Source organism: Microcoleus sp. S13_C3 (assembly GCF_036700905.1).
In the GTDB taxonomy this organism is placed as follows: Bacteria; Cyanobacteriota; Cyanobacteriia; order Cyanobacteriales; family Microcoleaceae; genus Microcoleus.
On sequence record NZ_JAUBPT010000061.1, the window covers coordinates 1 to 25,102 of the forward strand.

Consider the following 25,102-nt stretch of genomic DNA (forward strand, 5'->3'; position numbering starts at 1 on the left):
TAATTGGGTCAACAGGTAAAAAATGAGTAAAATTACTCATTGACAATAGTGCTTTTAGCTTAACTTGTGAGTAATGCCCTGTCAGTAACAATATCTTTTGTTTTCGTTGGGTTTTAATTGTCTTTGGGAGGTGCGTTTATGTCCTAAAAGAGTGGAGATGATGATGCAGCGTTGGCTCTTTCTTAAGTTGGGATGATATAGTGTTAGGGTTCCTTTGGCTCTTATACTCGTTAGCGTGCAGTCGTGGTCGCTTCGAGATACGGGGCAACCTCGATGGTTGAACATGACTCGCCGGATTGTGCCGTTTGTTTTTTGCTCGTTGTTTTCATTTACTTGGAGCACTGTTGTTTCATTTGTATCTATTTGAATTTGCGGTTCTAGGTTTTTCCATTGACTGGCTGGTACTTTGCCTGGGGGAATGTCGGCTGGGTGAACGGCTATTTGTACATTTTCTCCTACTTGTTTGAAGCTAGCTTGCCATGAAATTTTGGATCGTTTGGCGTTGCTGTGTGCAAGTTCCATTGCCCAATAAGCTCGATCGAGCGATACCTTTAAACGGTGGTTGTTGATAAACATTAGCCAAGAGGGGGCGACGATCGCACTAAATATTCCTATGATTAAAATAATTATCAATAGCTCAATCATGGTAAAACCTGGGGCAGGTGTAGTGGCTCTGCCTTGTAGCATTTTATTTATTGACACGTAGATGCACTCCCTGATATTTAGCTGGCCCAAAAAACAGCTAGGAGGAGCTATTTTTTATTGGGTATATTTTAACTTTGGGTTTGGCGAGTGTGTAGATCGGTATTTACTGAAAATTTATGCGACTTTAAAAAAAACTGCGGGTAAGAAAACGGCAGTCAGGAAACGGTAGTGCGGTTTCCCTACAGCAATTTTGTCGATCGCCCGATCGCATCAGAGTCCGAAGGTATAGCAGGAGGCAGGAGGTAGAAGGCAGGAGGCAGGAGGCAGACGTAATCAGAGCAAGGGTTTCAGCAATCGAACTCGTCCGGCGCCGCCTGGGCGGTTGCTATAGCGCGTCGCGTGAGAACCCCGGTCTTTCCCGCAGGGTATGAAACGCAGTTGCAGCCTTTAGGCTGCGAGTAATCTGTGTTAAGTAATTGGACAGAATTAATTACACACTGATTTTTTGCTGATTCTTTACTAGACAAGGCTTGTAGCCCAAATTTTTGTGTAATTAATTGTGTCCTACTACTTATAATCTAACAATGCGGAACAAGTAGGCGTATCAACTACGTGTTGAACCATTCCTAGAACGGTGAGATTCCGGGCAGTAAGACACCCTCAGCATTTTTGTCGGAGAAAGACTATGGCACAGCCAAGCAGCGCAGGATGGGGAGCGTACCGAACTGGCAAATGTGTTGAAAAGTGCGAACGAAAGCATAAGGCAAAAAAAAGTAAGCGTAATTGCAACACCAAAAGGTAGTTGTTTTGAACGTATAGAGGTGTCTTGACAGCGCCTTTAAGAGTGTCAAAGCTTCTTAAGAATCTCCGTACCTTCAGGTCGGAGAGTGTCAAATGTAGGGAGCATATCAGTCAGTAACGAGCGGGCTAAAGCCACTGAGCTTGTAAGAGAAATCAAGCAAGCTATACTGACCAGCCTAAGCCTTAGTTGGCTACGTTATAGGGGTCATAACACTCCTTGAATGCGTCGCTAGTTTTCCGCTCTGTTGCTTACCGTTAAACAGTCTTAAAGTCACGCTCGACAGTGCTGTAAGCGTGACAAGCCTCGATAACATTGGCGAAGCGAACTTTACCCCAGAAATGGGAGATGGGGCAACCATACCTCTCCAGCCCCGTAAGGGAATTCAAGGCGATTGAAATCGCCGGGCCGTTTTCCTCTCAGGACTGAAGCTACTGAGTTTCCCACTTACCGAGTATTTTTATGAAAGCAGCCAAGGTAGAAGTTGGAGTTTTTAGGCAGGAGGTAGAAGGCAGGAGGCAGAAGGAAAGCTCTCCTGAGTTTATGGCGTAAAATATAGCAATCAATACAGTGATAGTGATGAATTTTAATTTAGACTATCGATTAGACTTGCCTCGAGTCAAGGTAGAAACTTGTACTCAAATTGAGGGACAATTTTACGTCCGACGCTCGTGTTTTAGCATCAAGAATAGTTTGCCCTCACTGTGAGAATTATACAGAAGAACTCCATCAGAATCGTGCGCTGTTCTGGGCGCGCGCAATCGGATATAACGCTTGCCCCGTTAATTGTAGGGAAACGGCACTTGCGTCTGACTACCTTTTAGATGGGGAGCATCTCATATTTGTAAAAATACTTCTTCTGGCTCCTTCCTTCTGCCTCTTTCCTTCTGCCTCTTTCCTTCTGCCTCCTGCCTCAAAACTCCAATTTGTAGCGGAGGGCTGCAAAGGTGAGATGCTCCCTTTAGAGACCTCTCCGATTCATGGAATTTCTGGCACTGCTATTTACAGCGAAAAAAATTCAAATTACGAAGTAATTGCCGTTTTGCAGGACAGATTTTAACTCAGAGCGCTCTAGGTTTGTTCACTTACGTGTAGGCGAGACTTATCTAAAATAAGTAGTAAGGAATGAGAATTAAATAACTTGCATTTTTTGTAGGTTGGGCCCGTGGAACGAACCCTCCGTTTCACTCCGCCCAAAGCCACGCTTGATTGTTGGGTTTTGTTCCACGAACCCAACCTACGAAGTTATTTAATCGACGATCCTAAGTAGTAGGTGGAATAGACTAAGCATCCAACCTAAAACCTAGATAGAGTGCTATCCAGTCCCCCTCTGCTTAAGGGAGGGATTACTTGTTATCTTGAGGTTTATTTAAAGAATTAAGATGATTGTTCATATCCTGCAAATCTCTTTTGAGAACCAGATATTGGGAAGGGGCTAATAGCGGATCTTTGTGATCGGTGACTGTTTTTGCTAAAGGCAAAACGCGGTAGTTTAATGTGTTGTTTAAGCTGTAGCGGTGCACCCAAGTAGGATGTGTTTTTACATCTGTAATTTCTGTGGTTTTTTCCGGAAATCTTTTGCGAATATTTACTTGCAAAATTACGCCTAAGTCTGTATATTTTTTATTCTGACCGGAAATGAAGTTTCCCATTGAATAAATTGCTACAGCTTTGCGAGTTTTCCCATTTTTTGCGGGCAATTTAAAAATTTTGTAAGGTTGGACGACGTGGGGATGGCTGCCGAGAATGATGTCTGCACCGGCTTTTAATAGGTTTTCCACTAATTGTTTTTGTTGGGTGTTTGGCTGTCGCTGATATTCGTTGCCAAAATGCAGGGAAATTGCGATAATATCTGCTCCTTGTTTTCGGGCTTTGGCAATGTCTTTGACTATCTTTTTTTCGTCAATTAAGGAAACTAAGTAATCTTTGCCTTTGGGTATGGGAATGCCGTTCGTGCCGTAGGTGTAGGCTAGCATGGCTAGTGAAATGTTGTTTCTGGTGCTGATTAAAGTGCGTGAAGCCTCGGCGGCTGATGTGGCTGTTCCTGTGGAAGCAATTTTGCGATCGCTCAGATTGGCGATAGTCCTAATTACTCCTTTTTCTCCACGGTCTAGAGCATGATTGTTCGCGGTTGTCAAGATATTAAATCCGGCTTTTTTAGCAGCATCCGCTAATTGAGCCGGTGCGTTAAATAGCGGATATCCCGTATATCCGCCCGCATCTTCGCCCGCTAAAGGTGTTTCGAGATTTCCGATCACCCAATCGCCTGTTGACAGGATACTTTTAACTGGTGCGAAGAAATTGTCAAAATTGTATGTTTTCTTTTTTGCGTCGTAGCCCGATCGCGTTTGGGTACTGTGCATCATGATGTCGCCGACAGCAATTAGTTTTGCTTCTTTGATCTCAGACTTTGGTTCGGGGGGAACAGGGGCTGCAATTGGCGATGGCGTCCCGCCCCGCAAGCTACGACTTTCTGTAGGCTGTGTGTTGGTTTGCTGGTTTATTTTTTGGGGTTGGATATTGCAGCTAGCCATTAAAAATGCAGCTATTACCGAGAGCGTCGGGGGAAATTTCATAATTTATCTATAGTAATTTATCGTGTTTATGGTATCATTAATAATCGCAATTTAGGCCGGATTTTTTTTTGAACCACAGAGAGCACAGAGAACACAGAGGAAAAGAAGAAAACAGAGATGTTCGCAAGTTTTGTTAGGATATCGATGGTTTGCTGGCTACTGGAGAAGGAATGTTTAAAAAATATTTGATTATTGGATTTATAATTTTTGCATCGGTTATCGGTTTAGGTACTTTGAGCTATGCTGAAAGTTCGGCAGATCAACCTTTTGAATTTGCTTTGATTGGCGATTTGCCCTACAGTGCCGAACAGGAAGCACAATTTCCGAATTTGATTGCAGATATCAATCGATCGCCTGCAGCGTTTGTCGTCCACGACGGCGACATTAAAAACGGTTCTAGTGTCTGCGATGATGCAACTTTTGTCAGCCGCAAGCAGTTATTTGACAATTTTGAAATCCCGTTTATTCTAGCTTATGGTGACAATGAATGGACGGATTGCCACCGTTCAAAAAACGGCAGTTACGATCCAGTAGAAAGACTGGCTAAACTGCGAGAAATATTTAGCAACGGTAATCAAAGTTTGGGAAAGCGCACCTTAACTCTCACCCGTCAAAGCGAAAACCCGCAGTTTGCTAAATTCCGCGAAAATGTTCGCTGGATTTATCATGGCGTTGTGTTTTTGGCGATTAATATGCCGGGAAGCAACAACAATTTTGGCCGTACTCCCGAAGCAGATGCAGAATATGCCGATCGCAATTGGGCTAACTTAGCCTGGATCAAAGAATGTTTTGCTTTAGCCAAACGCAGCAACAGCAAAGGAATTGTGTTAGTTGCACAGGCCAATCCGGGATTTGAATTCGATCCGACGGACAAAAGAAGAAGCGGTTACAACGATTTTATCGCAACTCTGGAAACAGAAACAGGCAATTTCCCAGGGCAGGTTGTATTCGTCCACGGCGATACTCACTATTTCCGCATCGATAAACCTTTACCCTATTTTACCGATGAGACTCAACTACCGAGAATGAAAAATTTTACTAGAGTTGAAACTTTTGGTTCTCCCAACGTGCATTGGTTGCGGGCTTTTTATGACCCGGAAAATCCTAATTTGTTTGAGTTTAAGCAGCAGATTGTTCCCGGAAATTAGGCGAGATAGCACCATTGTTATGCAAAATAAATAATTTTTGAATTACACTGAAGATAGGTAGAATTGAGGAATTTATTTATGACAGTCGCAACTAGGCGCTTCACCCTGGAAGAATTTTTGAAACTGCCAGAAACTAAACCTGCTAGCGAATACAGTGAGGGGGAAATTCTCCAAAAACCTATGCCGAAAACTAAACATTCTCGTCTCCAGGGGCAATTCCTGCGTGTCATTAATGAAGTGGTAGAGGAACCCAAGATAGCTTATGCTTTTCCAGAGTTGCGGTGTACCTTTGGCGGTCGATCGATTGTTCCAGATATTGCGGTACTATTGTGGGAACAGATTCAATTTGATGACAGTGGTGAACCGTTGGATGATGTGCTAATTGCGCCCTATTGGGCGATCGAAATTCTCTCGCCACAACAAAGCTCAAATCGCGTAACTAGAAAAATTATTCACTGTCTGCAACATAATTGTCAGTTGGGGTGGCTAATAGATCCCGACGATCGATCTATTTTAGCGTTTTTGCCCAACCACCAACCGCAATTCTGCGAAGGTAGCGATGTCGTTCCTGTTCCCGAAATGATTCCCCTGAATATCACCGCCGAACAGGTGTTTAGCTGGTTGAGAATGCAAGAATGAATCAGGACGATCGTCTTTTTTTACATCACATCCGGTTTTAAATGTCCTTTTCTTTAAATTCTCGCGTGGCGCGGAGGCAAGGCAAGTGTAGTTGCGCTTTCAACCGCCGATCGTAGGGGCGGGTTTCACCGACAATTATTGTCAATAATCGACAATATAGTAAACCCGCCCCCACCCAATAGTAAATCCCCATCTATGTTTTTCTCCGGCGATCAAAATCAAGGTTCATGTAGGTTATTGGTGGTGTGGGGGCGGGTTTATATAGATTGTTTGTACTCGTTATATATTGTCTGTAAAACCCGCCCCTACATATATTGTCTGTAAAACCCGCCCCTAGGAAATTCCCTATTTCCGCCACCTGTCAAATTGGTCTTCGGAACAGCCATTAATAAATTGATTGCTCACCCAACCGTCAAGGATTGTCAAAGTTTCATTAGGAGGATTACCTGAAAACCTGGCCGCAATTTTCACCCACTTACCTTGTCTGCTGACAGCCCTAACTCCGTCTCCCCTTTTCAATTTAGCTACAACCGGGTACTGATTGCCTGGGCCTTTGCGAATGTTAACAGCGCCACCTTCACCTGTAATAAACGAGCATTGAGTTTGCTTTTTTAAAGCTTCTGCTTTTGCGGGAGCAAGGCTTTGCTGCTTGCCGAAAACAGGAAAGCTGTAAAGTGAGAAACTCAAACTTGCAACGACGGCTGCAATAAAAAAGGCTTTTGATTGAGTAAAAATTAGCATTATTTCATTTCCTTGGATTGGCTGAACTGAAATCCTGACTATGATTTTTTTGAGAAAGGCTTCATTCCTTACTACTAACTGTTATTGGACTGAGGCAAACCATTCGGTAACACCTTGGGCGATGGCATCAGCTAATTTCTTCTGTTCTGTCGGATTCAAAATCCATTCAAACTCTTCGGGATTGATCAGAAATCCCAATTCCATTAAAACAGATGGAGCCACGGCAGGACGAGTCATAGCTAAGTTGTTCCAGAATACACCATAGCTCGGACGGTTCAACTTGGCAACTAAATAATTGTGCAAAAACATTGCCAAACTGTGCGCTTGCGGGTGAAACCAGAAAGCGCCGACTCCTTTAGTCTTAATGGCGTCGCCGTTATCCGGCAAAGCATTGTAGTGAATTGAAATTGCGATCGCAGGTTCTTCTTTTTGAATCATTTCCACCCGTGGCGGCAAATCCAAATCGACATCTTCCACCCGCGTCATTACCACATTCGCGCCGCGATTTACCAATTCCTGTTGCACCAATTTCGACACTGTTAAAGCTACTGTTTTTTCCCTAATTCCCACTGGACTCACAGCACCTGAATCCTCGGGCCCGCCGTGTCCCGCATCGATGAGAATCTTAATTCCTGACAGCGGCTTTGCTTGCGATACAGGTATCATGCTTGTATTCGCCGGCGGGTTTTTTAAAGACAGCACTAAAGTGGTGCCCTCGTATCTCAATTTATAGCCCCACTGCTGGGCAGATTTGAGATTAAAAGTATATTGTACTTGCAGTGGCGCGATTTGTTGCCATTCCAAACGCGAAATTACCGGGTCATCAGAGAGGCGAATAATGTCAGTTTGAGCGGTAGTATTGTACAGGGTTAAAGTGAAAGTGCGTTCTCCTTCCTGCACGGTGACTGGGACGGGTGTTTCTAAGGGAAATAATACCTCTGTCCAGCCGGAAACTTGACGCGAACTGGCGCTACGAATAATCGATCGCGGAGGCACTGTATCCTTGACAATTCGCACTTCCGATGCTTTAATCCAAGCACCGTAATCGAGTCTGAGCCATTCTCCCTCGCGCCCAATAATTGTTGCTCGCGTTCCCTTCGGCAGCGGTGTCATCCGAGAAAAATCTGTACTCGCCCCGGTTCTGGCAACACCCGGATCGGCCGTTACTTCTGCTATTTCTAAATCCGCCGGAGACAGAATAGAAATCTTGCCAGTACCTTGTTGGCTGATAGTTTGACCGTTCATTGTTAGTTCAAACGATGGCACGCCTAAATCAACTGTTTCTCCCTTAGATGAGAGGGCGTTCTCAGGGGTTTTACCGCAGCCTTGATACTGTTGGCTGCCGCCTTTTTTGATCGGGGAATTTGCCTCTAAAAGTACAGATGCGTTGTCGGGTAGTTCGACTTGCGATCGCGCTTTTAAAGGAATAGTAACGCCCGCCAATTTTACCGAAACTTGAGCATTCGCAGGTGCGATCGCCCCAAAGCAAATATATTCTCCCGGCAAACTCGCGACATCGACTTTTGGCGTCAGAGAATCTTTAGCAAAAGCCAATCCTACAGGGGCTACGGGCTGATTCGACTCGCGCGTCACCTTAATTTTGACTTCCTGATTTTCGTAACGCAAGGTAAAGACATTTTCGCCGAGTTGCAGCGGAAAAGTCGGGGCGAAATGCCCGGATGCGGTGCGCGAAATTTGGTTGCCATTTACTAACACTTGTCCCGGTGCGGGCGCTGTGCCGATTAAAAAGATGCGATCGGCTGTAGTTTTGTGGTTAGCGGGAGGATAAGCGACGAACAAAGGTTGAGCGGCGACAGCTACAGAGGCGATCGCCATTATCAAGCCAAACACACATAATCCTAAAAATTTTCTCATTCTAAAATGCAACTAATTGAGACTCTGTTGATTATTTATACTAGAACTTGCCCTAAGAAACCGGATTTCAGAGGATTAGTCGTAAGTCTTATTTACTAGACAGAGCCCATTTTATCAGGTTTGTAGTTGCAATTGAGCGATCGGCAATATAAATTCCCGCGTAAAACCATTAAGTTTTAATTAGTTCAGAGGTCGTTCTCCACAGTTGATCCAACCGATTCGCCGGCATCGTCAGATACAAAACATCCCCCGTACTCAAACAACAATTCAGTAAATCCCAGCCGTGGAGAGTTTGACAATTAGTTTCCACATACAGAGGCACAAAATCCGCAGACTTAGCAGCATCTTGAATACGGTGGCCGCAGAAAGGATGGTTTGGCGTAATCAATGTAGCCAAGCAAACCCACAGACTATCAGCAGTCATTCCGTTGCCCAAAATTCGGCCTCCAATCGCCGCCGCCGCGAAAGCAGGAGCCGCCAATTCCGTCGGGTTCAAAACTCCTTCAAACTCAAAAACTTGCTGCACCATTAAAGCAAAATGTGGGTCTTGATTGCGAACAATAACTGATAGTTTTGGAGCCAATCCTTTAGCGCTCAAGGCAATTTCGATATTAGACATATCGCTGCTAGTTACCGCCAAAAGTGCTGCCGCTTGCTTAACATTAGCAGCTTCCAGAGTTGCGGGCAAACTGGCACTTCCCTGAATGACCGGAATTTTCATTGAGCGGGCCGTGTTCAGAAATCGGCAGTTCGGGTCTTGCTCGATCGCCACAATATCGTAACCGTTAGTGTGCAGTTCTTTAGCAATTTGGATACCTATTCCTCCGAGTCCGCAAATAATGTAATGATGGCGCTGCGGAACTCGCGCCACATCCCAATATTCGGTAAAGCGAGTTCCCAATACGTAATCGTTGAGCAGTGCGTAGCAGATGCCGATGATGCCGGCTCCAACTAACATCATGACAATGGTAAATAGTTTAATGCTTTCGGGAGCTTGTTCGGCTACTTTTTCATGGCCTCCGGCTCCGGTAATCATCCCTACTGAAAAATAGAGAGAATCGACAATTGAGATATGCTCGTCAACACAAATATAGGTGGCAGTAGCAACGGCAATCATGGCCAGCAGCGTCAGTACAACAATTACTGCTGCTTGGCTGTGCTGCTGAAATCTGTGCAGCTTAGTTAATGTTTTGAGCAGTTTTTGAGTTAAAGTTTTTTGGGTGCTGCGGATAGTCGGCTGAGTGGCAACAATTAGCCGATCGCCCTGCTGACACTGCCGATCGGCAAGCACCGCCGATACTAAATCAGTTTTGTTAGCAGCGGGCAGATAATAAATCAACATTCGCGATCGATCGTCCCACAAATCGCTCAGTTGGCGATTTTTCCAAGGATGTGTTTCATCGATATATTCTTCGTGAATCGGCCAAGTGCGATCGAACAAGCGCAACTGTCCGATCGCCTGATTTCCGAGAGCCGCAAAGGCAAAAACCGGAGCAGCCAATGATGAAACGCTCATGGAAGTGTGATCGGGCAAAGTGTGGTCAATTCTGTCGCCCAAGCTAGTATTGAACAATCTGTTGATGATCCGAATCTGAGGATTGAGAATCCTCGCCTGCATCAAAATTGCCAAATTCACAGCATCATCGTCTGCTGCAATTACTAAAGTGTGAGCGTTTTGAATGCCTGCCGCCAACAAGGTAGAAGCTGCTTGCAAATTACCGACAACCACATCAGAAGTTTCGCCGCGAATTGGGCGATCGCTAATACCAACCACAATCGCTCCTTGCTGTCTCAACAAACAAAAAATCTTGTGTCCCGTGTGGCCCAACCCGCAAACAATGATTCGAGGTTTCATAAAAATTTATTTGCCAGCCGATTTCGGAGCTGTCCTTTGTAATTTTACTTACCATTGTTGACTGCTCTGGCTTTGAAGAATGTAGCTAAAAACACTATCTAGGATACTTGTGCCAAAGTCTGGAAGTGTTGGAAACAAAGAAAGGGCTGTGCCGTGTTCCTAAAGCCACCTTTCCAAGTGTTGAAATAAACACACCACACTGCCATGTACCTACAGACATGAGGTGCAACTAATACCAATTCACTATGAAGATACACTAAATGAGGCTGATGTCTTTCTGGTTGGAACTATATCCTTAGCGTTATATTAAATGCAGCTTCATAGTGAATTGGTATAAGAGAAAGGAGTTGTGCTGCTTCTAACGTACAACGGGTGACGCGGATGCCCTCTCTTGGTAATTCCCAGGCAGTAGAGATTTTCACGGTTACTCAGCCAAGGGGAAACGGTTTGGTATCGGTTCGTCAAGCTGCCACGATTGCCCCAAGCCACAATAATTCGATCGGCTCGCTCAACAGCTTCTCGGAGATAGCGGTCATTTTCAGGCCCCACGGGATCTAATACCACGCGCAGAATATCTGGTCGCGAGGCACGGTAAGCAAATAAATTGACTACTTCGATCGAACCGCAACCCCAAGAGCGGGCAAAGCCTAAGCATCGGCGGAGTGTGGGATCGTCAGTATTTGCATCCGCACGACTGGGGTTGAGCATAACAAAGACGACCCTGGGAGCATTGGCGTCCCACTCCCGCCACAGAGAGTAGCGGTAGAGTCCTGTGGAATCGATCGCTGCACCTTGTTTCATAATTTGTTTCATTTGAATGCCCTGGAAAATTTTAGCCGTCAGACTTGGCTTCTGTCAGCTCAACAATAAATTTCTTATAGCAACCGTCAAAACGGTCATACCAATTCACTATGAAGATACACTAAATGAGGCTGATGTCTTTCTGGTTGGAACTATATCCTTAGCGTTATATTAAATGCAGCTTCATAGTGAATTGGTATAACCTGATTTAATATTTGAAAAATATCCGGGTGTGACAGCCAACCAGGGGAATGTGAATAGGTAGGGACACTGCCCTGTCCCTACAACTATGACTTCCTACATAAATTTAGCTGCCTTAGCGGCAGGAGTTATTATGAAATTGACTGCACCCTTATTAGCATCCGCTTTAGTTTTCGTCGGTACTGTCGCCTTTGCAAGCCAAGTGCAAGCAGCTCCCAGCAACTATTGGAATAGCACTAGAACAACATTTCAGTGCGTTACTTCCGGTCGGAATTTTGTCACAATTGCGCGGCGGGGAAATGTCACAACAGATCCAATGATTCTTTGGAAATCTACCGAGTTCGGCCGCGAATATACACCTTGGCAGCGCTGTCAAATTGTTTCCAATAGATTGACCAAAGCTGTTGCCCAGAATGGCGGAAGATTGAGCAACTTGCAGTTAACAACAGGAATTGTTAATAACTTGCCCGTAGTTTGTTATGTGAACGGACAGGGGCGCTGCAACTCTCAAAATCTGCTGTTCACCCTAGACAAGCGCAATGCTAAAAATCCCGGTGATGCTTTAACGAGATTGATTAATTTTGCCCAAGACGGCAGCGGGCCGGTTACAACGTTCAGAACAGGAACTCAATCGTCTGCACCGCAGTTTGTACCCTTTGGAGATATGGTCGATCGAGCTTTTAATTCTCCCAACAATAAACCGTCAGTTCCTGTAGCAAAACCGCAGGGCGATCGAGGTATTTAATCTCCAATTCTACTCGTTATCTACTCGTTACCAGGCTCTGCCTGGTAACACAGATCAGGAGGCTCTGCCTCCAATTTTCCTGGAAGCTGGCGAGGCAGAGCCTCTGGATATCGGTTCCCAGGCAGAGCCTAGGAACCAGTTAAACTTGCACCTGAGAAATTTCTACTCGTTCCCAGGCAGAGCCTAGGAACCAGTTAACTAAAAACACTACACTGTCACCCCTTCAATTTTCTCATCTGTTAACTCGTACAACTCGCGCAAATGCTGCAACTTATCCGCATCCGGCAGCCAAAAACCCCGCCCGTTAGCCTCCAACATTCGCCCTACAATATTGCGAAAAGCTTCAGGATTTGCCTCCCGCAACTTCTTCGCCATCTCTTCATCCAAAGCATAAGTATCAGCCGCCTGATCGTAAACCCAACTATCAGTAAAATCAGCCGTTCCGCCCCAACCAATTAATGCCGTCATCCGCTGCGAAATTTCATAAGCGCCGCCAGAACCTTGATTGGCCATCGCGTTAGCCCACTTAGGATTTAGCAACTTAGTTCGATATTCCAAGCGCAGCAAATCTTCTAAATTGCGCGGAGTGGTATCCTGAGAAAAACTTTCTACAAAACTCGTGTTAACCTTTTTGCCACGCTGCTTTTCTGCGGCTTTCTTCAAACCGCCAGTATTCGCATAATACTCTTGAATATCAGTCAAACCGTATTCCACAGAATCAATTTCTTGAATTATGCGATCGCACCCTTGCAACAACTGAGTCAAAACCTCCGGCCTCGCTTCCCCCTTATCCTTCCTCCCGTAACTAAAAACATTGCGACTTTCCCAAGTTTTCCCCAACTCATCCCCCGATTCCCAACTACCATCCACAACCCTATCGTTAACCAAAGAACCAAAATCCCCAGCCGGATTAGAAAACAACCTTGCGGAATAATTCTGCACACCTTTTGCCTGCAAAATTAAAGCGTGTTTGCGAATAAAATTCTCCGACTCCGGTTCATCCGCATCCGCCGCCCGCACGAACAAATCATCCAACAATTCAATAATATTCACAAAGCTATCTCGGAAAATACCCGAAAGATTTCCCAACACATCAATCCGGGGATGACCGACATCAGCTAACGGTTTTAATTCATAGCGAACAATGCGACCAGTACCTTCTTTAAGAGGTTCAGCCCCCACCAATTCTAGCAGAATTCCAATAGATTCGCCCCGGGTTTTAATCGCATCCAAACCCCACAAAATCACCGCCACAGTCTCAGGATATTTACCCTGTTCTTTAACGTGCTTCTCAATAATTTTCCGAGCAATTTCGCGCCCCCTTTCATAAGCAGCAGGAGAAGGCATCCGATAAGGATCTAAAGCGTGAATATTCCGACCAGTTGGCAACACCCCAGCCCCATCCCGCAACAAATCCCCACCCGGTGCCGGCAGAATATATTCCCCATTCAAACCCCGCAAAAGATTAGTCAACTCATCCGTCGTTTGCAACAACAAATCCCTAACTAGCAAGCCCTCCTCAAAAACCCCACCCAACCCCTCTTGTGGCACAGGCATCTTGCCTGTGCTGGTTTGTGGCACAGGCATCTTGCCTGTGCTGGTTTGTGGCACAGGCATCTTGCCTGTGCTGGTTTGCCAAACAATTGCTTTCACCTGTTCCTGTGATAACCTCTCCCCAAAATAAGCCTCAAGATAAGAGGTCATTTCCTCAGAATTAGGCGGTTCCCCCAGAACGTGCAAACCAGAAGAAAACAAGCGACATTCCACCACCTGTAAATACTCGTAAAGCTTCACCAAATAGCGGTTAAAAGCATCAGCACTGAACATTCCCACATTCTCAAAACTAAAAGCAATACCCAACTTTCGAGCATCATCAAACGGACAATCAGCCTCCAAACCGCTATCTAAAACTTTCTTGCAAATAGCCTCTTTCAGCACATAATTCTTTGCCGTATCTTCCCGATATTCCGCAATCAAATCCCGCAAAGCCATCAATTCCTTGTACAAGCCAGCGCGGCCGTAGGGCGGCACATTGTGAGAAATCAAAACACCATAACCGCGCCGTTTTGCTAACATCGATTCCGAGGGATTGTTGGCAGCATAGATATAAAGATTCGGCAAACTTCCCAACAGAATATCCGACCAAGAATAGCCAGTATTTCCCAGAGGAGATCCCGGCAACCATTCAACAGTGCCGTGCATTCCGAAGTGAACCACAGCATCAGCTTGCAAATCATTTTGCAGCCACTTGTAAAAAGCAGCATATTGAGGGTGAGGCGTCAAATCGCGATCGAACATTAAGCGCATCGGATCGCCCGAAATTCCCAGGGGCGGCTGCAAACCTATCCAAACATTGCCCAGTTGAATGCCACCGATTTGGAACTCGTCCCCCTCTGTCTTAATGCCAGTACCAGTTAAAGATTTCCACTGTTTTTCGATACGACTTGTTAACAGATATCCCAGCCATTTTTCTAAAGTTTTGACATTAACAGTCTCTTTTGTGGTACGGGCATCTTGCCCGTCACAAGTAGCTTCATCCGCCTCTTTCACCATGCGAATTAACTCCTCACCGTCAGACGGAATTTCTCCAACTGTATAACCTGCTGCTTGAAGTTTGTGCAGGAAATTTAGCAGCGATTTCGGTACATTTAATAAAGCAGCCGTACCCGCGGCACCGTAACCGGGAGGAAACCCGTAGAGAATAATCGCAATTTTCCTTTCAGATGGCGGAGTTTGCCGCAGTTTCACCCAATTGTTAATTCTACTTGTCAGGCGTTTCGCGCGATCGGGCACCAGATAAATATCCTCACCCACCAAACCGCCCAGGGGAACAGGATCGATCGCGCCATCCAACTCAGGCAAAGCATACAATACCACACTTTGCAAACCTCCAATCCCCTGACGAGTCCAAGAATGAATATCCTGAATCAGCAGAGGTGCGGACACAAAATAAGGTACATTTTTAGCAGTTAAAATCCGCTTAGCAACTTCCACCTGCCTTCCACCCTCCATCGAACCAGCAGGCCCGCCAACCAAAGGAAAGCCAATAGTAGAAACAATCGCATCAACTTCCACAGCATCTTTAGAAAGCGAAAGAGTTTCAATATTGCCTTCTTTTCTGCGCCCAGTTTCATCAGCAGTAGTCATCCAATCTCGCACCGCCACATGGCCTTCAACGCCATTGATAAAAATCGGCAAAGGCACAATTCCCGCATCTTCAAAATAGCGAATCAATTGAGGAATATAAGGCTGCTTGGTGATAACGTGTTTGCGGTAAAGCAAGATGCCCACAACAGGGGATTTTCCTCCCTCCACTTTTTGAGACCAATTGGTCTCAAATTTTGTGGAACGGGCATCTTGCCCGTTAGAAACCCGGTCTAAATTTTCAGACAAATTAGTCTCAAGTTTTGTGGAACGGGCATCTGGCCCGTTATAACCCTTTCTATCAAGATGTCTAGCCTCTTGTGTGGAACGGGCATCTTGCCCGCCCCTAGCACTTTGATTACCGAGATACCAATCCAAATATTGCCGAGGCGATTCAAAATAACCATTATAATCGGGATGCAATAAACCCATATTGGGAGTTTCCACAGGCGGCGGAATTTCTGCAACCTTCAGCCCCAAATACTTTTCGGCAATAATCCAAAACATCGAGACAACATTATCCGCCCCGCCCGCATTCCAGTAACCATAAATAATCAGCCAGTTTCGCAAATCCTGCACTTTTTGCACCGGCACATATTTTAATAACTTCGGCCCCACCTTCAAAAAGCTGATGTAACCAGCCAGCTTATCTTCTTCTCGCCCATTGCTGAACTTATCCAGAATAAACTTAACAGGCTTCGGCATTCCCTTCGGTTTATCGCCAATTTTAAAAGCACCGATTTGAGTAAGACTCATCAATTCCAAAGCCGACTCAAAAACCAGGCGAATCGGAATATTCTGCACCCTTTCTCGCAGCCACATTACCGCATCGTAATCAAACAGCAAACTCCCGAAAAACACATCAGCATTCGAGAGGGCAGCCGCTACAGCGTCGGGTTCGTCTGCGAGGGCGCGATCGCTAAAAACCCGCACTTCCAATCCCTGACAGCCAGAAACAGCCAACTCGGCAGCTTTCCGGTACAAATCAGCATTAAAAGATTCAAACCCTGCAATTAAGACAATGCGTTTCACAGCCAAACCTCGAAATATTTATTGATTGTAGCCTGTTTCAATTAGGTTATATTATATTAGATAGCATCCTCGGTGGGGGTGGGGCGGGTTTAGTAGATTTCTGGTGTTGTATTGCAGACATTGGCGAACCCGCCCCTACATTACCAATTATCAATTATCAATTCCTAATTTCCGTCGCAACTCTCATAAAATCTAAAATCTAAAATCTAAAATCTAAAATCTAAAATGGTTCGAGTTCCTCCCGCAATAGTTATCTTAGGTCAAAACAGCCAGCCGATCGCCCAAAAAATCTCCGCACATTTCCCCGGTTCCCAGATTTACGGTTTAATCGATCGCACTTCCAACACAGACATCAACTTTAGCAACTTCGGCGAAACATTGCGGGAATTATTTGCCACAGAAACCCCAATCATCGCCATCTGCGCCGCCGGAATAATCATCCGTACCCTCGCCCCCCTGCTGTCAGACAAACGCGCCGAACCGCCAGTTTTAGCCGTCGCAGAAGACGGAAGCGCCGTCGTACCGCTGTTGGGCGGTTTGCACGGCGTTAATGATTTGGCCAGAGAGATTGCAGCAGCCCTCGGCGTACAACCTGCAATTACCACCACCGGAGATATCCGGTTTCGCACCGCGCTGCTGAGTCCTCCCCAAGGCTATTATTTAGCGAATCCAGAGGACGCGAAGACTTTTATTTCAAATTTGCTCGCCGGGGAAAAAGTACGCCTAGAAGGGGCTGCAAGCTGGCTTTCCGAGAGCAATTTGCCGTTAGCGAAGCCCTCGAAGAGGATCGCCCCCGACGCAAAATTGACTATTCGCGTCACCGAAAAAGCAATTGCGCCAACGCCCGATTGTTTAGTTTACCATCCGCAAATTGTGGCAGTTGCACTCACAAAGCTATCGAATATTGAGCCGGAAATAGCGGTTTCATTTGTCCAGCAAGCCTTGGAAAATGCAGGTTTAGCAGCAGCTTCCGTTGCCGGATTTTTTGCATTAAAAGAGGAGATGGGAAATCCGGCACTTGAAGCAGTTTCACAATATTTTAAAGTCCCCGTCCGATTTTTCAATCTCTCCGAACTTGTCGAATTAGACTCAATTGAATTAATTGAAAATAAGGCCGCACAAATTGCCCTGACAGCAGCCGGTGCAAACAGTCACTTAATCGAGTCCGATCGCCCAAACTCCGTGAATTGCGCGATCGCCCTGGCCGCCCAACCCTTTGATGCTAGGGCGATCGGAATTAGCCGCGGCAAACTGGCGATCGTCGGTACCGGCCCCGGAGGCGCGCCCTGGATGTCCCCGGAGGTTAAGGAAATTCTGCGCGAAGCCACGGATTGGGTGGGTTACAAATTTTATCTCGACTTAGCTGGAACCCTGCGGGAAGGGCAAAATCGGCACGATTCCGACAACCGCGAAGAGATCGATCGCGCCCGTTTTGCCCTAGATTTAGCAGCATCCGGCAAATCTGTAGCCGTCGTTTCGTCGGGAGATCCGGGTATTTTTGCGATGGCTGCAGCGGTGTTTGAGGCGATCGACTCTGATGCCAAACCCGAATGGCAAGGCATTGATATTCGGGTGGCACCGGGCATTTCAGCCATGCAGGCAGCCGCTGCTGCGATCGGAGCACCCCTCGGACACGATTTTTGCGTGATTTCGCTTTCAGATATTCTCAAGCCTTGGGAGGTCATAGAACAGCGGATTGCGGCTGCTGCTGCTGCCGATTTAGTTATGGCATTTTACAATCCCATCTCGAAACAGCGGATTTGGCAACTCGGAAGGGCGATCGAGATTTTGTTGCAAAGTCGCGATCCTAAAACCCCCGTCGTACTAGGGCGAAACCTCGGCCGGCCAGGTCAATCTGTGCGCGTTTGCACCCTCGGCGAATTCCAGCCGGAAGATGCAGACATGAGAACTTTAGTGATTGTCGGTTCGAGTCAGACTCGGATTATTCCCCGCAAATATGGAGATGTTTGGGTTTATACGCCGCGCAGGTATGAAAAATAAGTCCAAGTGATTTGTCAAAAACAACATTTCTCTCTTATCTCTTTCTCTGCGCCCTCTGCGCCCTCTGCGGTTAATAAAAAAAATCTCCTTCACACAACCAGCCACCAATGAACACTAAAATACCAGAAACAATAGAAACAGCTACATTTGGACTTGGTTGTTTTTGGTCTCCCGACGCGCAGTTTGGAATTATCGAAGGAGTCGTGCGAACTCGCGTCGGTTATGCGGGCGGGACTACAGCAAACCCGACTTATCATAACATAGGGAATCATATTGAAGCGGTAGAAATAGATTTCGAGCGATCGCAAATTTCCTATGCAGAACTGCTAGAGATTTTCTGGAGAAGTCACAATCCCCGGCAATCTCCTAGTTGGTCTCGCCAGTACATGGATGCCGTTTTCTATCGCAGTGAATCACAAAAGCAATGTGTTGAACAAAAACTCGATCGCGAAAAAGCTAATGGCGGCGAAATTTATACATTAATTCAGCCTTTAACCCAGTTTTATTGGGCGGAGGATTACCATCAAAAATATTATTTGCGTCAGGAACCGGAACTGATGCAAGAATTCGATCGCACTAAGTTTGTTAACTCCACTGTAGCAGCAAGAGTCAACGGTTACGTCGCGGGCTTCGGCAGTTTCTCCAATCTCAAAGGGGAAATTAGAGATTTTGGTTTGTCTGCAGCCGGATGCGAGAAATTAGAGAAAATAGTCTCCCGAATCCGACATTAAATTTTACATAACTCTTGTGGGATGGGCGTCCCGCCCGTCCGCGACTAATATCTGGTCCGATCGATTAACAATAATGTCTCGGTCGGGGCGGGTTTTTGAGATGGTCAATTATTGGCAGGTATTGTTGGTAAACCCGCCCCTACAAAAATCGCGGCCCCTCGACCGGGCATGATATAATATTTAGCGACTAATCTGTAGGGTGCACGGCTGCACCAGACGACTAATTTTACCCAGCTATTGTGGGATGGGCGTCCCGCCCGTCCGCAGCATGCAAATTAGACATGAAATAGCTTATTTCACAGATGACATTCTCACCTTTAACAGAAAATCGTTAAGCGCAACCTTTGCATTAGAATTGGACGGCAAATGACTTGTAAAACTTGCATCTTCTAATATATTAATTAGCCGATCGCGCTCTTGCTGATAAAATTCTATATCTGTATCTTCCAGCACTGATTTTTCCTCCCCGCCCAGCTTTCTAGCAATCAAATCCGGAATATACGACAACTGGAACTTATCGTTAAGTTTCACCAAATTCGCCTCGACTTCCCCCGTTTGCATCAAGTGAATCCCAGCCAGCAACACCCGATAAACGTACAGCAGCAGCTTAACCCGACGCGGGCGTTCTTTCTCAAACAATTTCCATTGAGTTTTAGCAAAACCGAGATAATGGTGGCTGTGGTGCTTGGTAATGCAGTGAGAGGCAATATCCTTTAATTCTTCGTGTTCCTTTGTAGTGTAAACTATCAGTGGCGAATACAGTTGTTCTAGCACGTACCCGTTGCGCTTCAACAGCAACTCAAAAAATTTCTTGATATCGTGAGTTACTAAATCGAGTTGCATTCCCTCCCGAACTTCCGAAACTTCGATTGTTTCTTCTCCAGAAATCAGCCCAATTACTTTCGGTAGCGGCAAAATGTGTACTCCCCGCAAGTCGAAGTCAGAATCTGCGGAAGGAAAGCCGTATAAGTGCGAACCGCTGACAGTCGCAAACAGCAGCGGATAAGGTTGAACTGAAATAATTTTAGCGAGATTAGAGATGTATTCTATCATATTTTTCTTCAGTCCGCGTAGGCGGACTTTGTTTGTATAGAAGCGATTTCAATCGCCGATTCAATCGCCGATTAAATTCCCGATTTCGATCGCGCCTCTACGAGATTTAATCAAAAACAGATTAGCTTTCTCGTAATTAGGACGTTCCGGTAAGGAAGTTGCAGCAAAAGCGCGATCGAACTCACCGTGCAAACTCAACCGCCAGCGATTCACCTCATCCCAGGATATTTCTTGGTTGCGGATAGATAAAAGTTGCGATCGATAATCCTGCACCCGAACGGGTACAAACCCCTCCTTTAGCACCGTAATTCCTGACAGCAACAAGCGAATTAAGTGCATCGCGTGCTTCCAACGAATTTCCCCGGTATTGCGGAGGTCTTGCTCCATTTTTTTAAATTGAGACAAAACGTAGCTATTGTAAGTTTGATAAACCAATTGAGAAAGAAACATTTCCCGATTTTCCAGCAATTCTTGCGCTACAGGAGAAACAGTTTCTACTAAAGGCGTGTACAAACATTCTAGCACATTTGGATTAGCTTTTAGTGCCAAAACTAGAAACTTTTGCAGTTCCCAATAGCATTCCTGATTTTCCTTGTTTTCCAATTGTTCTGGAATGCCGTAAAGCGACCAATGAAGTATTGCCGGCGGCAGGTAAATCCCGCGTCTGTCTGTATCGGATTGCTCGTTATCAAGACCGTAGGCTCTAGAACCAAGAATGCAGCGGTAAATTACAGAATCATAGAGGTTGTATTCTGCAAGAAAATCTCCTCCTGAATGCAATCCTTCGCTCTGAAACTGCTTGCGGATACTGAGTTCGTGCCGCCGCAGACTAACTTGTGTTCCGTCTGGGAGTTGGACTAAATATGCGTGGGAATTGTCCGTAGGCGATTGAACGATGACACCTACTAATCCCGGTTTCCAAGATTGGTCGCTGGCGGGGTTTTTGACCTCGATTCTGGTGACAATTTGGGTTCCTGCGGGTAGGATTAAGTTGAAATTTTGGGAAATATTGGCATTTGCCATGAGGAAACCTCCTGCGGGGCACGAGCTACAATGTTAGTGTAGTGTATTTGTAATACAAAATTCAAGCGAGAATTTATAGCAATTCGGAAAAGGACAGCTACATACAGAATTCTGTTTAGCGAAAAAGCAAAAAGTTCTCTAATTTTATCGCTGCTTAATTTTTCGCTTTAGCTTATACCCCCTTTTCACTTTCATGTTGTGCAGGAAGTGCTACACGCCCATGAAAGTCATGATAACGATGTGAAAAGTCTTCTAAATATGGACTTTCAAGCACAGCACGTCGTTTAGCAAAATTATTATTTATTTGATGGTATAAGAAATCAGCATCTATCGCAAAAATTTTTTTAAAATCCACTGTTAATTCTGGTATGCCTTCCTGACATGATTCACGTTCTAGAGGTATTTTTTCCAAAAAATGGTACTGTTGATAACGATTAGATTTTACTAAATTCCAATCTGCTGAATTGAGCTGGACTGTTTTGTCGGAGCGAATTTCTTGAGCTGTATGTACTTGACAACAAAGTACAGAATTTAATAACTTATTAGGCTTATCTCGATTTTGCCTAGCGCTATAGTCCCAATCTAAATCACAGTTTTGAGTGACAATAATTGCATAAGGATGAACAATAGGTTTAAACTGAGTTTGATCGAGGTCTGGAGAAGATTCACTTGGAACTGGTTTAATCTGTATAAGTCCAGTCAGAATTTCCCCTTGTCTAAGAGCCTCTTTGTCATTCGAGGCTCTGTAAATCCAAGGTTTACGCATGGTTAGCTACTCAAAATCTAGGACTAAAGGTGGTCTGACTTCGCTAGGTAATACGCTACCAGTAAGTAATCCTAATTCTTGAGGTAAGGTAGTTTGTCCTAAATCAGACCGACAGTCACTATAATATTCCACCATTTGTTCAAGCACGTCAGATGCTTCTTGCAATCCTTCTGGAGTGTTAGCAAAAAGCAGATTGAGTAGCGTTAAGCACTTAACCCAAGCGATCGTGTTTTGATTGAATTGACCAAACCATTCACCACTAATAGGTGATTCGATGGAAACTTCGATTTTTAAGCTAGGAGTAGCAGATGCTAATGTGTGCCGATACTGCGTCTGAGCAGGAGTGGGTAAAACTTCATACCTTTGTCCAATTATATTTTTGCTTTGAGTACCACCAGTTGTTACGTGCATAGGATTATATTGGTTGAGGTCGCATTGCTCTGTGCAACTCTTCCGTGATACCCCAGCGGAAGAGATTTCTGGCTGTATGGTTGTAGTTATCGAGTATTTTCCAGGCATTTTCACTCCTTTCTACTTTATCCTCAGTAAAAAAATCAGTATCTAATAAATAAGCTGTTTCATCTATACCTTTTTCTGTGTCCCTAACGTTAACAAGCCCATGATTAAAATTAACTTGACCGAATTCAGTTTTTAGCTGTAAATTTTTAACAAAGTTTTGAATTGAATCTGCTACTTCTGGTGTATACAGTTCAGAAGCAATATGTTGCGGTATTAATTCATGCCACTCTTTGTCTTTGATATTTAGTTTTGACCTAATAATTAAATCACGATATCTTAGTCCTGTTCGTGAATAAAAAGAGGGATTATATATTTGTTCAAAAAGTTCTACAGCGCGTTTAAATTTATCAATAAAATTTTCATATCTTTCATACTTTGTCGTAGCAAGCGTTATAGAGTTTTTGTCTAAAGATATCTGGCAACTCAAGTCTTCTGACTTAAATTGATAAGTCAAGTCAATTGAAGTCAAGTCACTGGTAAAATTAGAGGTGAATTGGGTTAAAAGATTAGATAGCTCAACCGGGATCTGCAAATTTCTAGAAGTTTCAAAAATTGGGTATTCAAACCTTATACTATCTTGAAAGTCTACAGGCTGTTGGCTGGCAATTTTCAGGATAGTTGGAAATCTAAGTTGAGCAATAACCTCAATTAGGGGGCTGTCCTCATAAATTACTCTTTCATAGTTTGGGAGCTTCATTTTTTCAAAGTATCCATTACCAATTTGAAGAGCGTCTATTACTCTAGCTTAACTTACTTCCAAACAGAATTACATTCAGGATAGATGCCATCGCCTTTTCCCAATCAAATTTTACAACTTAAAAATATGGGCAATACAGGATTTGAACCTGTGACCCCTTCCGTGTGAAGGAAGTGCGCTACCACTGTGCTAATTGCCCGCAGATAATTAATATACCATACCAAGTCCAAATTAGCAACTAAATTTTTCCTAAAAAATCAGCCGCTTGTTTCCCAGTTAAACTCGACACAATGCCAAGAATACAGGCATTTGTCGAGTCTGGCATCAGTTAACCTGCCACCAACCCGCCGAGGGGCCGACAAACCGCACTACAATCCACCAAGCCACCAAAAGACTAATCCCCATCCAGCTTCCGCGACTTGTCCACTTCACAAAATCTTCGCTTTGGGTTTTCGTGATTGGCAGCCAGGGAACGATGCGCTCTTCTTTACCGTATTCGTCGCCGATCGACTCTTTGCGACGCTTAGCTTCACCCATAATCTTTGTCTACTAAATTAGATTTCAACTCAATACCTAACCAAATTATACGCCAACAGGTCATCTCAAGCCTGGGTCAGCCAAGTCGTATCCAAATAATCAATCCTCGCAAAAGGACTCAAAGCCGCTAAAACCTGCTTTCCATAACTGCGGTGAATCACCCTGCTGTCGAAAATCGCCACAACCCCTTGACGTTCTCGCACCGGCGCGATCGCCCGTTGCAATTCATTCAGCGCCGCCGGCAGCAAATACAACCGAAACCAATCCTTGCGCTGCTCCTTATAATAAGCCACACGCGCCGTCACCAAAGGATTCTCCAAAGAAGGTAGCGGCAAAGTTGCGATCGCCAGCAAGTGAGGCGCCCTCAATTCCCCCTGATGTTCCCGCCAAAACTCCCACCCCGTCACCAAAATCGCATTCTCCCCCACATCAGTCTTTTCTACCTGCACCCTAGAACCGAACTCAGAAGCCAAAATTGCCGCCAGCCGAGCCTTCAGCGGTACATCACCAACAATCAGCACCGTTAAACCCGCCACCGACGCGCTCATCAACAGCAAAGTCCGAATTTCTTCCATTAAAACTCCCTGAAATTCCGGCGTATTCGGCAGCGGCAGCCAGTTGGGAATGTACAGTTGAATTAATTCGCTTTGTCGATCGGGCGAAAACTTAACGCTCGTCAATTCTGGCAGTCCCAGCATTTGCCGGAAGATCGGAGCCTTCGGTTCCACATCCACCGCCCCCCCAATCAACACCACAGGCTGAGAATCCCAAATTTTGCTCAAAACCTCAGCCACCTGAACCGGCGCGCTGAACAGAGAAAATGACCCAGCCTCCCGATGAATTTGGGCCCACCGCAGTTTTCCGTTTGTTTCCCACCGCTGCCAAAAATTGCTCCAAGCAGCCGGAATCAGGGAATTCGGCTCGATTTTTTCAAACAGCCCCTGCAAAATATTTTGCTCTGCCGTTTCCAGCAAATAGCACTCCTCTGGTTTCGCCGGATGCTGAAAGAAAGCCCGCGTTAGCAGTACCCGCCCTTGGAGGATTGCATCGGCTTCCAAAGGCTGAGATTGCATTAAATCATTCCAGTCAGCAGGTTGCAAACACGCCGTCAATTGCTGGCGCGTCCAAACTTCCAAGTCATCCACACCGTCGATAATTGTCGGAATATTATTGTGAAGTTCCGAATTCCCCGCCAAGCGAGCCGCCAGCCAAGACTCTGGATCGGCTAGCATCAATCCTCGTCCCGTGGCATTATCGGAATAAGTGTCGATCGACCCCTCTGTTTGCAGCCACTCTTGCAAACGCGGAATTTCCACTGCTCTCAAATGCTCGATCACCCGTGTCGGCGCCACTAAAATCACAGGTTCCGGCCACATCAAAATCGGCATCAAATAGCTGACTCGATACCGCTGTCGGTAAGCTCCAGCAGGAAGCCCCGTTTGGATCAGAGCGCTGCGCCCCAAGCGCAACGCCCGCGCCACGAGCCGCGCCATCGTTAAATGGTGGGGCCAGTGCGGCTCGGAGTTCGATCGCAGGAAGCGGAGCAATGAGTTGTGGACTTCTACCTCAATCAA

At 45.5% G+C, this 25,102-nt stretch carries 20 protein-coding genes and 1 tRNA gene; 5 read left to right on the plus strand and 16 right to left on the minus strand.

Annotated elements, in window-relative coordinates:
• Window positions 1-81 precede the first annotated feature (81 nt).
• On the minus strand, window positions 82-687 hold the full coding sequence (locus tag QUA16_RS17795) for a transcriptional regulator (RefSeq protein WP_333181273.1): 606 nt from the start codon (window positions 685-687) through the stop codon (window positions 82-84).
• Window positions 688-2,790: 2,103 nt separating this feature from the next.
• On the minus strand, window positions 2,791-4,020 hold the full coding sequence (locus tag QUA16_RS17800; protein ID WP_333104729.1) for a CapA family protein: 1,230 nt from the start codon (window positions 4,018-4,020) through the stop codon (window positions 2,791-2,793).
• 170 nt (window positions 4,021-4,190) lie between these two features.
• On the opposite strand from QUA16_RS17800, the gene QUA16_RS17805 reads away from it, so the two are divergent.
• On the plus strand, window positions 4,191-5,168 hold the full coding sequence (locus tag QUA16_RS17805) for a hypothetical protein (protein WP_333104730.1): 978 nt from the start codon (window positions 4,191-4,193) through the stop codon (window positions 5,166-5,168).
• A gap of 78 nt (window positions 5,169-5,246) precedes the next feature.
• A complete protein-coding gene (locus tag QUA16_RS17810; protein ID WP_333104732.1) occupies window positions 5,247-5,807 on the plus strand; it encodes a Uma2 family endonuclease in 561 nt (186 codons plus the stop codon).
• A 37-nt stretch (window positions 5,808-5,844) separates the two neighbouring features.
• On the opposite strand, the gene QUA16_RS17815 is transcribed toward QUA16_RS17810, so the two are convergent.
• The 5 genes from QUA16_RS17815 to QUA16_RS17835 form a co-directional block, all read right to left on the minus strand.
• Complete coding sequence (locus tag QUA16_RS17815) at window positions 5,845-6,000, minus strand: hypothetical protein (RefSeq protein ID WP_333104733.1); 156 nt, start codon at window positions 5,998-6,000, stop codon at window positions 5,845-5,847.
• A 152-nt stretch (window positions 6,001-6,152) separates the two neighbouring features.
• Window positions 6,153-6,548, minus strand: coding sequence for an SH3 domain-containing protein (locus tag QUA16_RS17820; protein ID WP_333104734.1), 396 nt, complete (start codon window positions 6,546-6,548; stop codon window positions 6,153-6,155).
• Window positions 6,549-6,629: 81 nt separating this feature from the next.
• Window positions 6,630-8,423 carry an N-acetylmuramoyl-L-alanine amidase gene (locus tag QUA16_RS17825; RefSeq protein WP_333104735.1) on the minus strand — a complete coding sequence of 598 codons (1,794 nt, stop codon included), beginning with the start codon at window positions 8,421-8,423 and terminating at the stop codon, window positions 6,630-6,632.
• A 169-nt stretch (window positions 8,424-8,592) separates the two neighbouring features.
• Window positions 8,593-10,278, minus strand: coding sequence for an NAD-binding protein (locus tag QUA16_RS17830; RefSeq protein WP_333104736.1), 1,686 nt, complete (start codon window positions 10,276-10,278; stop codon window positions 8,593-8,595).
• Window positions 10,279-10,596: 318 nt separating this feature from the next.
• Window positions 10,597-11,091, minus strand: coding sequence for a DUF1643 domain-containing protein (locus QUA16_RS17835; RefSeq protein WP_333104737.1), 495 nt, complete (start codon window positions 11,089-11,091; stop codon window positions 10,597-10,599).
• Window positions 11,092-11,368: 277 nt separating this feature from the next.
• On the opposite strand from QUA16_RS17835, the gene QUA16_RS17840 reads away from it, so the two are divergent.
• The gene (locus QUA16_RS17840) at window positions 11,369-12,025 is read left to right on the plus strand and encodes a COP23 domain-containing protein (protein ID WP_333181274.1); all 657 of its coding nucleotides are present in this window, start codon (window positions 11,369-11,371) and stop codon (window positions 12,023-12,025) included.
• A 207-nt stretch (window positions 12,026-12,232) separates the two neighbouring features.
• Here QUA16_RS17840 and QUA16_RS17845 read toward each other — a convergent pair whose 3' ends face one another.
• Entirely contained in the window at window positions 12,233-16,201 is a 3,969-nt protein-coding gene (locus tag QUA16_RS17845) for a cobaltochelatase subunit CobN (RefSeq protein WP_333181275.1), read from the minus strand.
• Between the two features lie 225 nt (window positions 16,202-16,426).
• Here QUA16_RS17845 and cobJ point away from each other — a divergent pair, with 225 nt between their 5' ends.
• A complete protein-coding gene (gene cobJ / locus QUA16_RS17850; protein WP_333104741.1) occupies window positions 16,427-18,202 on the plus strand; it encodes a precorrin-3B C(17)-methyltransferase in 1,776 nt (591 codons plus the stop codon).
• A gap of 107 nt (window positions 18,203-18,309) precedes the next feature.
• A complete protein-coding gene (gene msrA, locus QUA16_RS17855; protein ID WP_333104743.1) occupies window positions 18,310-18,933 on the plus strand; it encodes a peptide-methionine (S)-S-oxide reductase MsrA in 624 nt (207 codons plus the stop codon).
• A gap of 291 nt (window positions 18,934-19,224) precedes the next feature.
• Here msrA and QUA16_RS17860 read toward each other — a convergent pair whose 3' ends face one another.
• The 8 genes from QUA16_RS17860 to QUA16_RS17895 all read right to left on the minus strand — a co-directional run bounded on the left by QUA16_RS17860 (window position 19,225) and on the right by QUA16_RS17895 (window position 25,102).
• Window positions 19,225-19,986: a DNA polymerase beta superfamily protein gene (locus tag QUA16_RS17860; protein WP_333104744.1), complete on the minus strand. Its 762-nt coding sequence runs from the start codon at window positions 19,984-19,986 to the stop codon at window positions 19,225-19,227.
• 60 nt (window positions 19,987-20,046) lie between these two features.
• On the minus strand, window positions 20,047-21,009 hold the full coding sequence (locus QUA16_RS17865; protein WP_333104746.1) for a DNA polymerase beta superfamily protein: 963 nt from the start codon (window positions 21,007-21,009) through the stop codon (window positions 20,047-20,049).
• Between the two features lie 172 nt (window positions 21,010-21,181).
• Complete coding sequence (locus QUA16_RS17870; protein ID WP_333104747.1) at window positions 21,182-21,775, minus strand: hypothetical protein; 594 nt, start codon at window positions 21,773-21,775, stop codon at window positions 21,182-21,184.
• A gap of 6 nt (window positions 21,776-21,781) precedes the next feature.
• The gene (locus QUA16_RS17875; RefSeq protein WP_333104749.1) at window positions 21,782-22,186 is read right to left on the minus strand and encodes a hypothetical protein; all 405 of its coding nucleotides are present in this window, start codon (window positions 22,184-22,186) and stop codon (window positions 21,782-21,784) included.
• Window positions 22,187-22,190: 4 nt separating this feature from the next.
• On the minus strand, window positions 22,191-22,991 hold the full coding sequence (locus QUA16_RS17880) for a TIGR04255 family protein (protein WP_333104751.1): 801 nt from the start codon (window positions 22,989-22,991) through the stop codon (window positions 22,191-22,193).
• 127 nt (window positions 22,992-23,118) lie between these two features.
• Window positions 23,119-23,190, minus strand: a tRNA-Val gene (locus QUA16_RS17885).
• A gap of 125 nt (window positions 23,191-23,315) precedes the next feature.
• Window positions 23,316-23,528 (minus strand): DUF2839 domain-containing protein, encoded by a 213-nt coding sequence (locus tag QUA16_RS17890; RefSeq protein ID WP_333063857.1) that lies wholly within the window; start codon window positions 23,526-23,528, stop codon window positions 23,316-23,318.
• Between the two features lie 65 nt (window positions 23,529-23,593).
• Window positions 23,594-25,102: a helicase C-terminal domain-containing protein gene (locus QUA16_RS17895; protein WP_333104753.1), complete on the minus strand. Its 1,509-nt coding sequence runs from the start codon at window positions 25,100-25,102 to the stop codon at window positions 23,594-23,596.

What these genes read in the sequence shown, in the direction of transcription:
- QUA16_RS17820 (WP_333104734.1), bottom strand. Translation starts at nt 6,548, where the DNA reads ATGCTAATTTTTACTCAATCAAAAGCCTTTTTTATTGCAGCCGTCGTT.
- QUA16_RS17800 (WP_333104729.1), bottom strand. Translation starts at nt 4,020, where the DNA reads ATGAAATTTCCCCCGACGCTCTCGGTAATAGCTGCATTTTTAATGGCT.
- QUA16_RS17805 (WP_333104730.1), top strand. Translation starts at nt 4,191, where the DNA reads ATGTTTAAAAAATATTTGATTATTGGATTTATAATTTTTGCATCGGTT.
- QUA16_RS17865 (WP_333104746.1), bottom strand. Translation starts at nt 21,009, where the DNA reads ATGGCAAATGCCAATATTTCCCAAAATTTCAACTTAATCCTACCCGCA.
- QUA16_RS17870 (WP_333104747.1), bottom strand. Translation starts at nt 21,775, where the DNA reads ATGCGTAAACCTTGGATTTACAGAGCCTCGAATGACAAAGAGGCTCTT.
- QUA16_RS17835 (WP_333104737.1), bottom strand. Translation starts at nt 11,091, where the DNA reads ATGAAACAAATTATGAAACAAGGTGCAGCGATCGATTCCACAGGACTC.
- QUA16_RS17890 (WP_333063857.1), bottom strand. Translation starts at nt 23,528, where the DNA reads ATGGGTGAAGCTAAGCGTCGCAAAGAGTCGATCGGCGACGAATACGGT.
- QUA16_RS17815 (WP_333104733.1), bottom strand. Translation starts at nt 6,000, where the DNA reads ATGGGGATTTACTATTGGGTGGGGGCGGGTTTACTATATTGTCGATTA.
- QUA16_RS17830 (WP_333104736.1), bottom strand. Translation starts at nt 10,278, where the DNA reads ATGAAACCTCGAATCATTGTTTGCGGGTTGGGCCACACGGGACACAAG.
- QUA16_RS17880 (WP_333104751.1), bottom strand. Translation starts at nt 22,991, where the DNA reads ATGAAGCTCCCAAACTATGAAAGAGTAATTTATGAGGACAGCCCCCTA.
- QUA16_RS17840 (WP_333181274.1), top strand. Translation starts at nt 11,369, where the DNA reads ATGACTTCCTACATAAATTTAGCTGCCTTAGCGGCAGGAGTTATTATG.
- msrA (WP_333104743.1), top strand. Translation starts at nt 18,310, where the DNA reads ATGAACACTAAAATACCAGAAACAATAGAAACAGCTACATTTGGACTT.
- QUA16_RS17795 (WP_333181273.1), bottom strand. Translation starts at nt 687, where the DNA reads ATGCTACAAGGCAGAGCCACTACACCTGCCCCAGGTTTTACCATGATT.
- cobJ (WP_333104741.1), top strand. Translation starts at nt 16,427, where the DNA reads ATGGTTCGAGTTCCTCCCGCAATAGTTATCTTAGGTCAAAACAGCCAG.
- QUA16_RS17875 (WP_333104749.1), bottom strand. Translation starts at nt 22,186, where the DNA reads ATGCACGTAACAACTGGTGGTACTCAAAGCAAAAATATAATTGGACAA.
- QUA16_RS17825 (WP_333104735.1), bottom strand. Translation starts at nt 8,423, where the DNA reads ATGAGAAAATTTTTAGGATTATGTGTGTTTGGCTTGATAATGGCGATC.
- QUA16_RS17860 (WP_333104744.1), bottom strand. Translation starts at nt 19,986, where the DNA reads ATGATAGAATACATCTCTAATCTCGCTAAAATTATTTCAGTTCAACCT.
- QUA16_RS17810 (WP_333104732.1), top strand. Translation starts at nt 5,247, where the DNA reads ATGACAGTCGCAACTAGGCGCTTCACCCTGGAAGAATTTTTGAAACTG.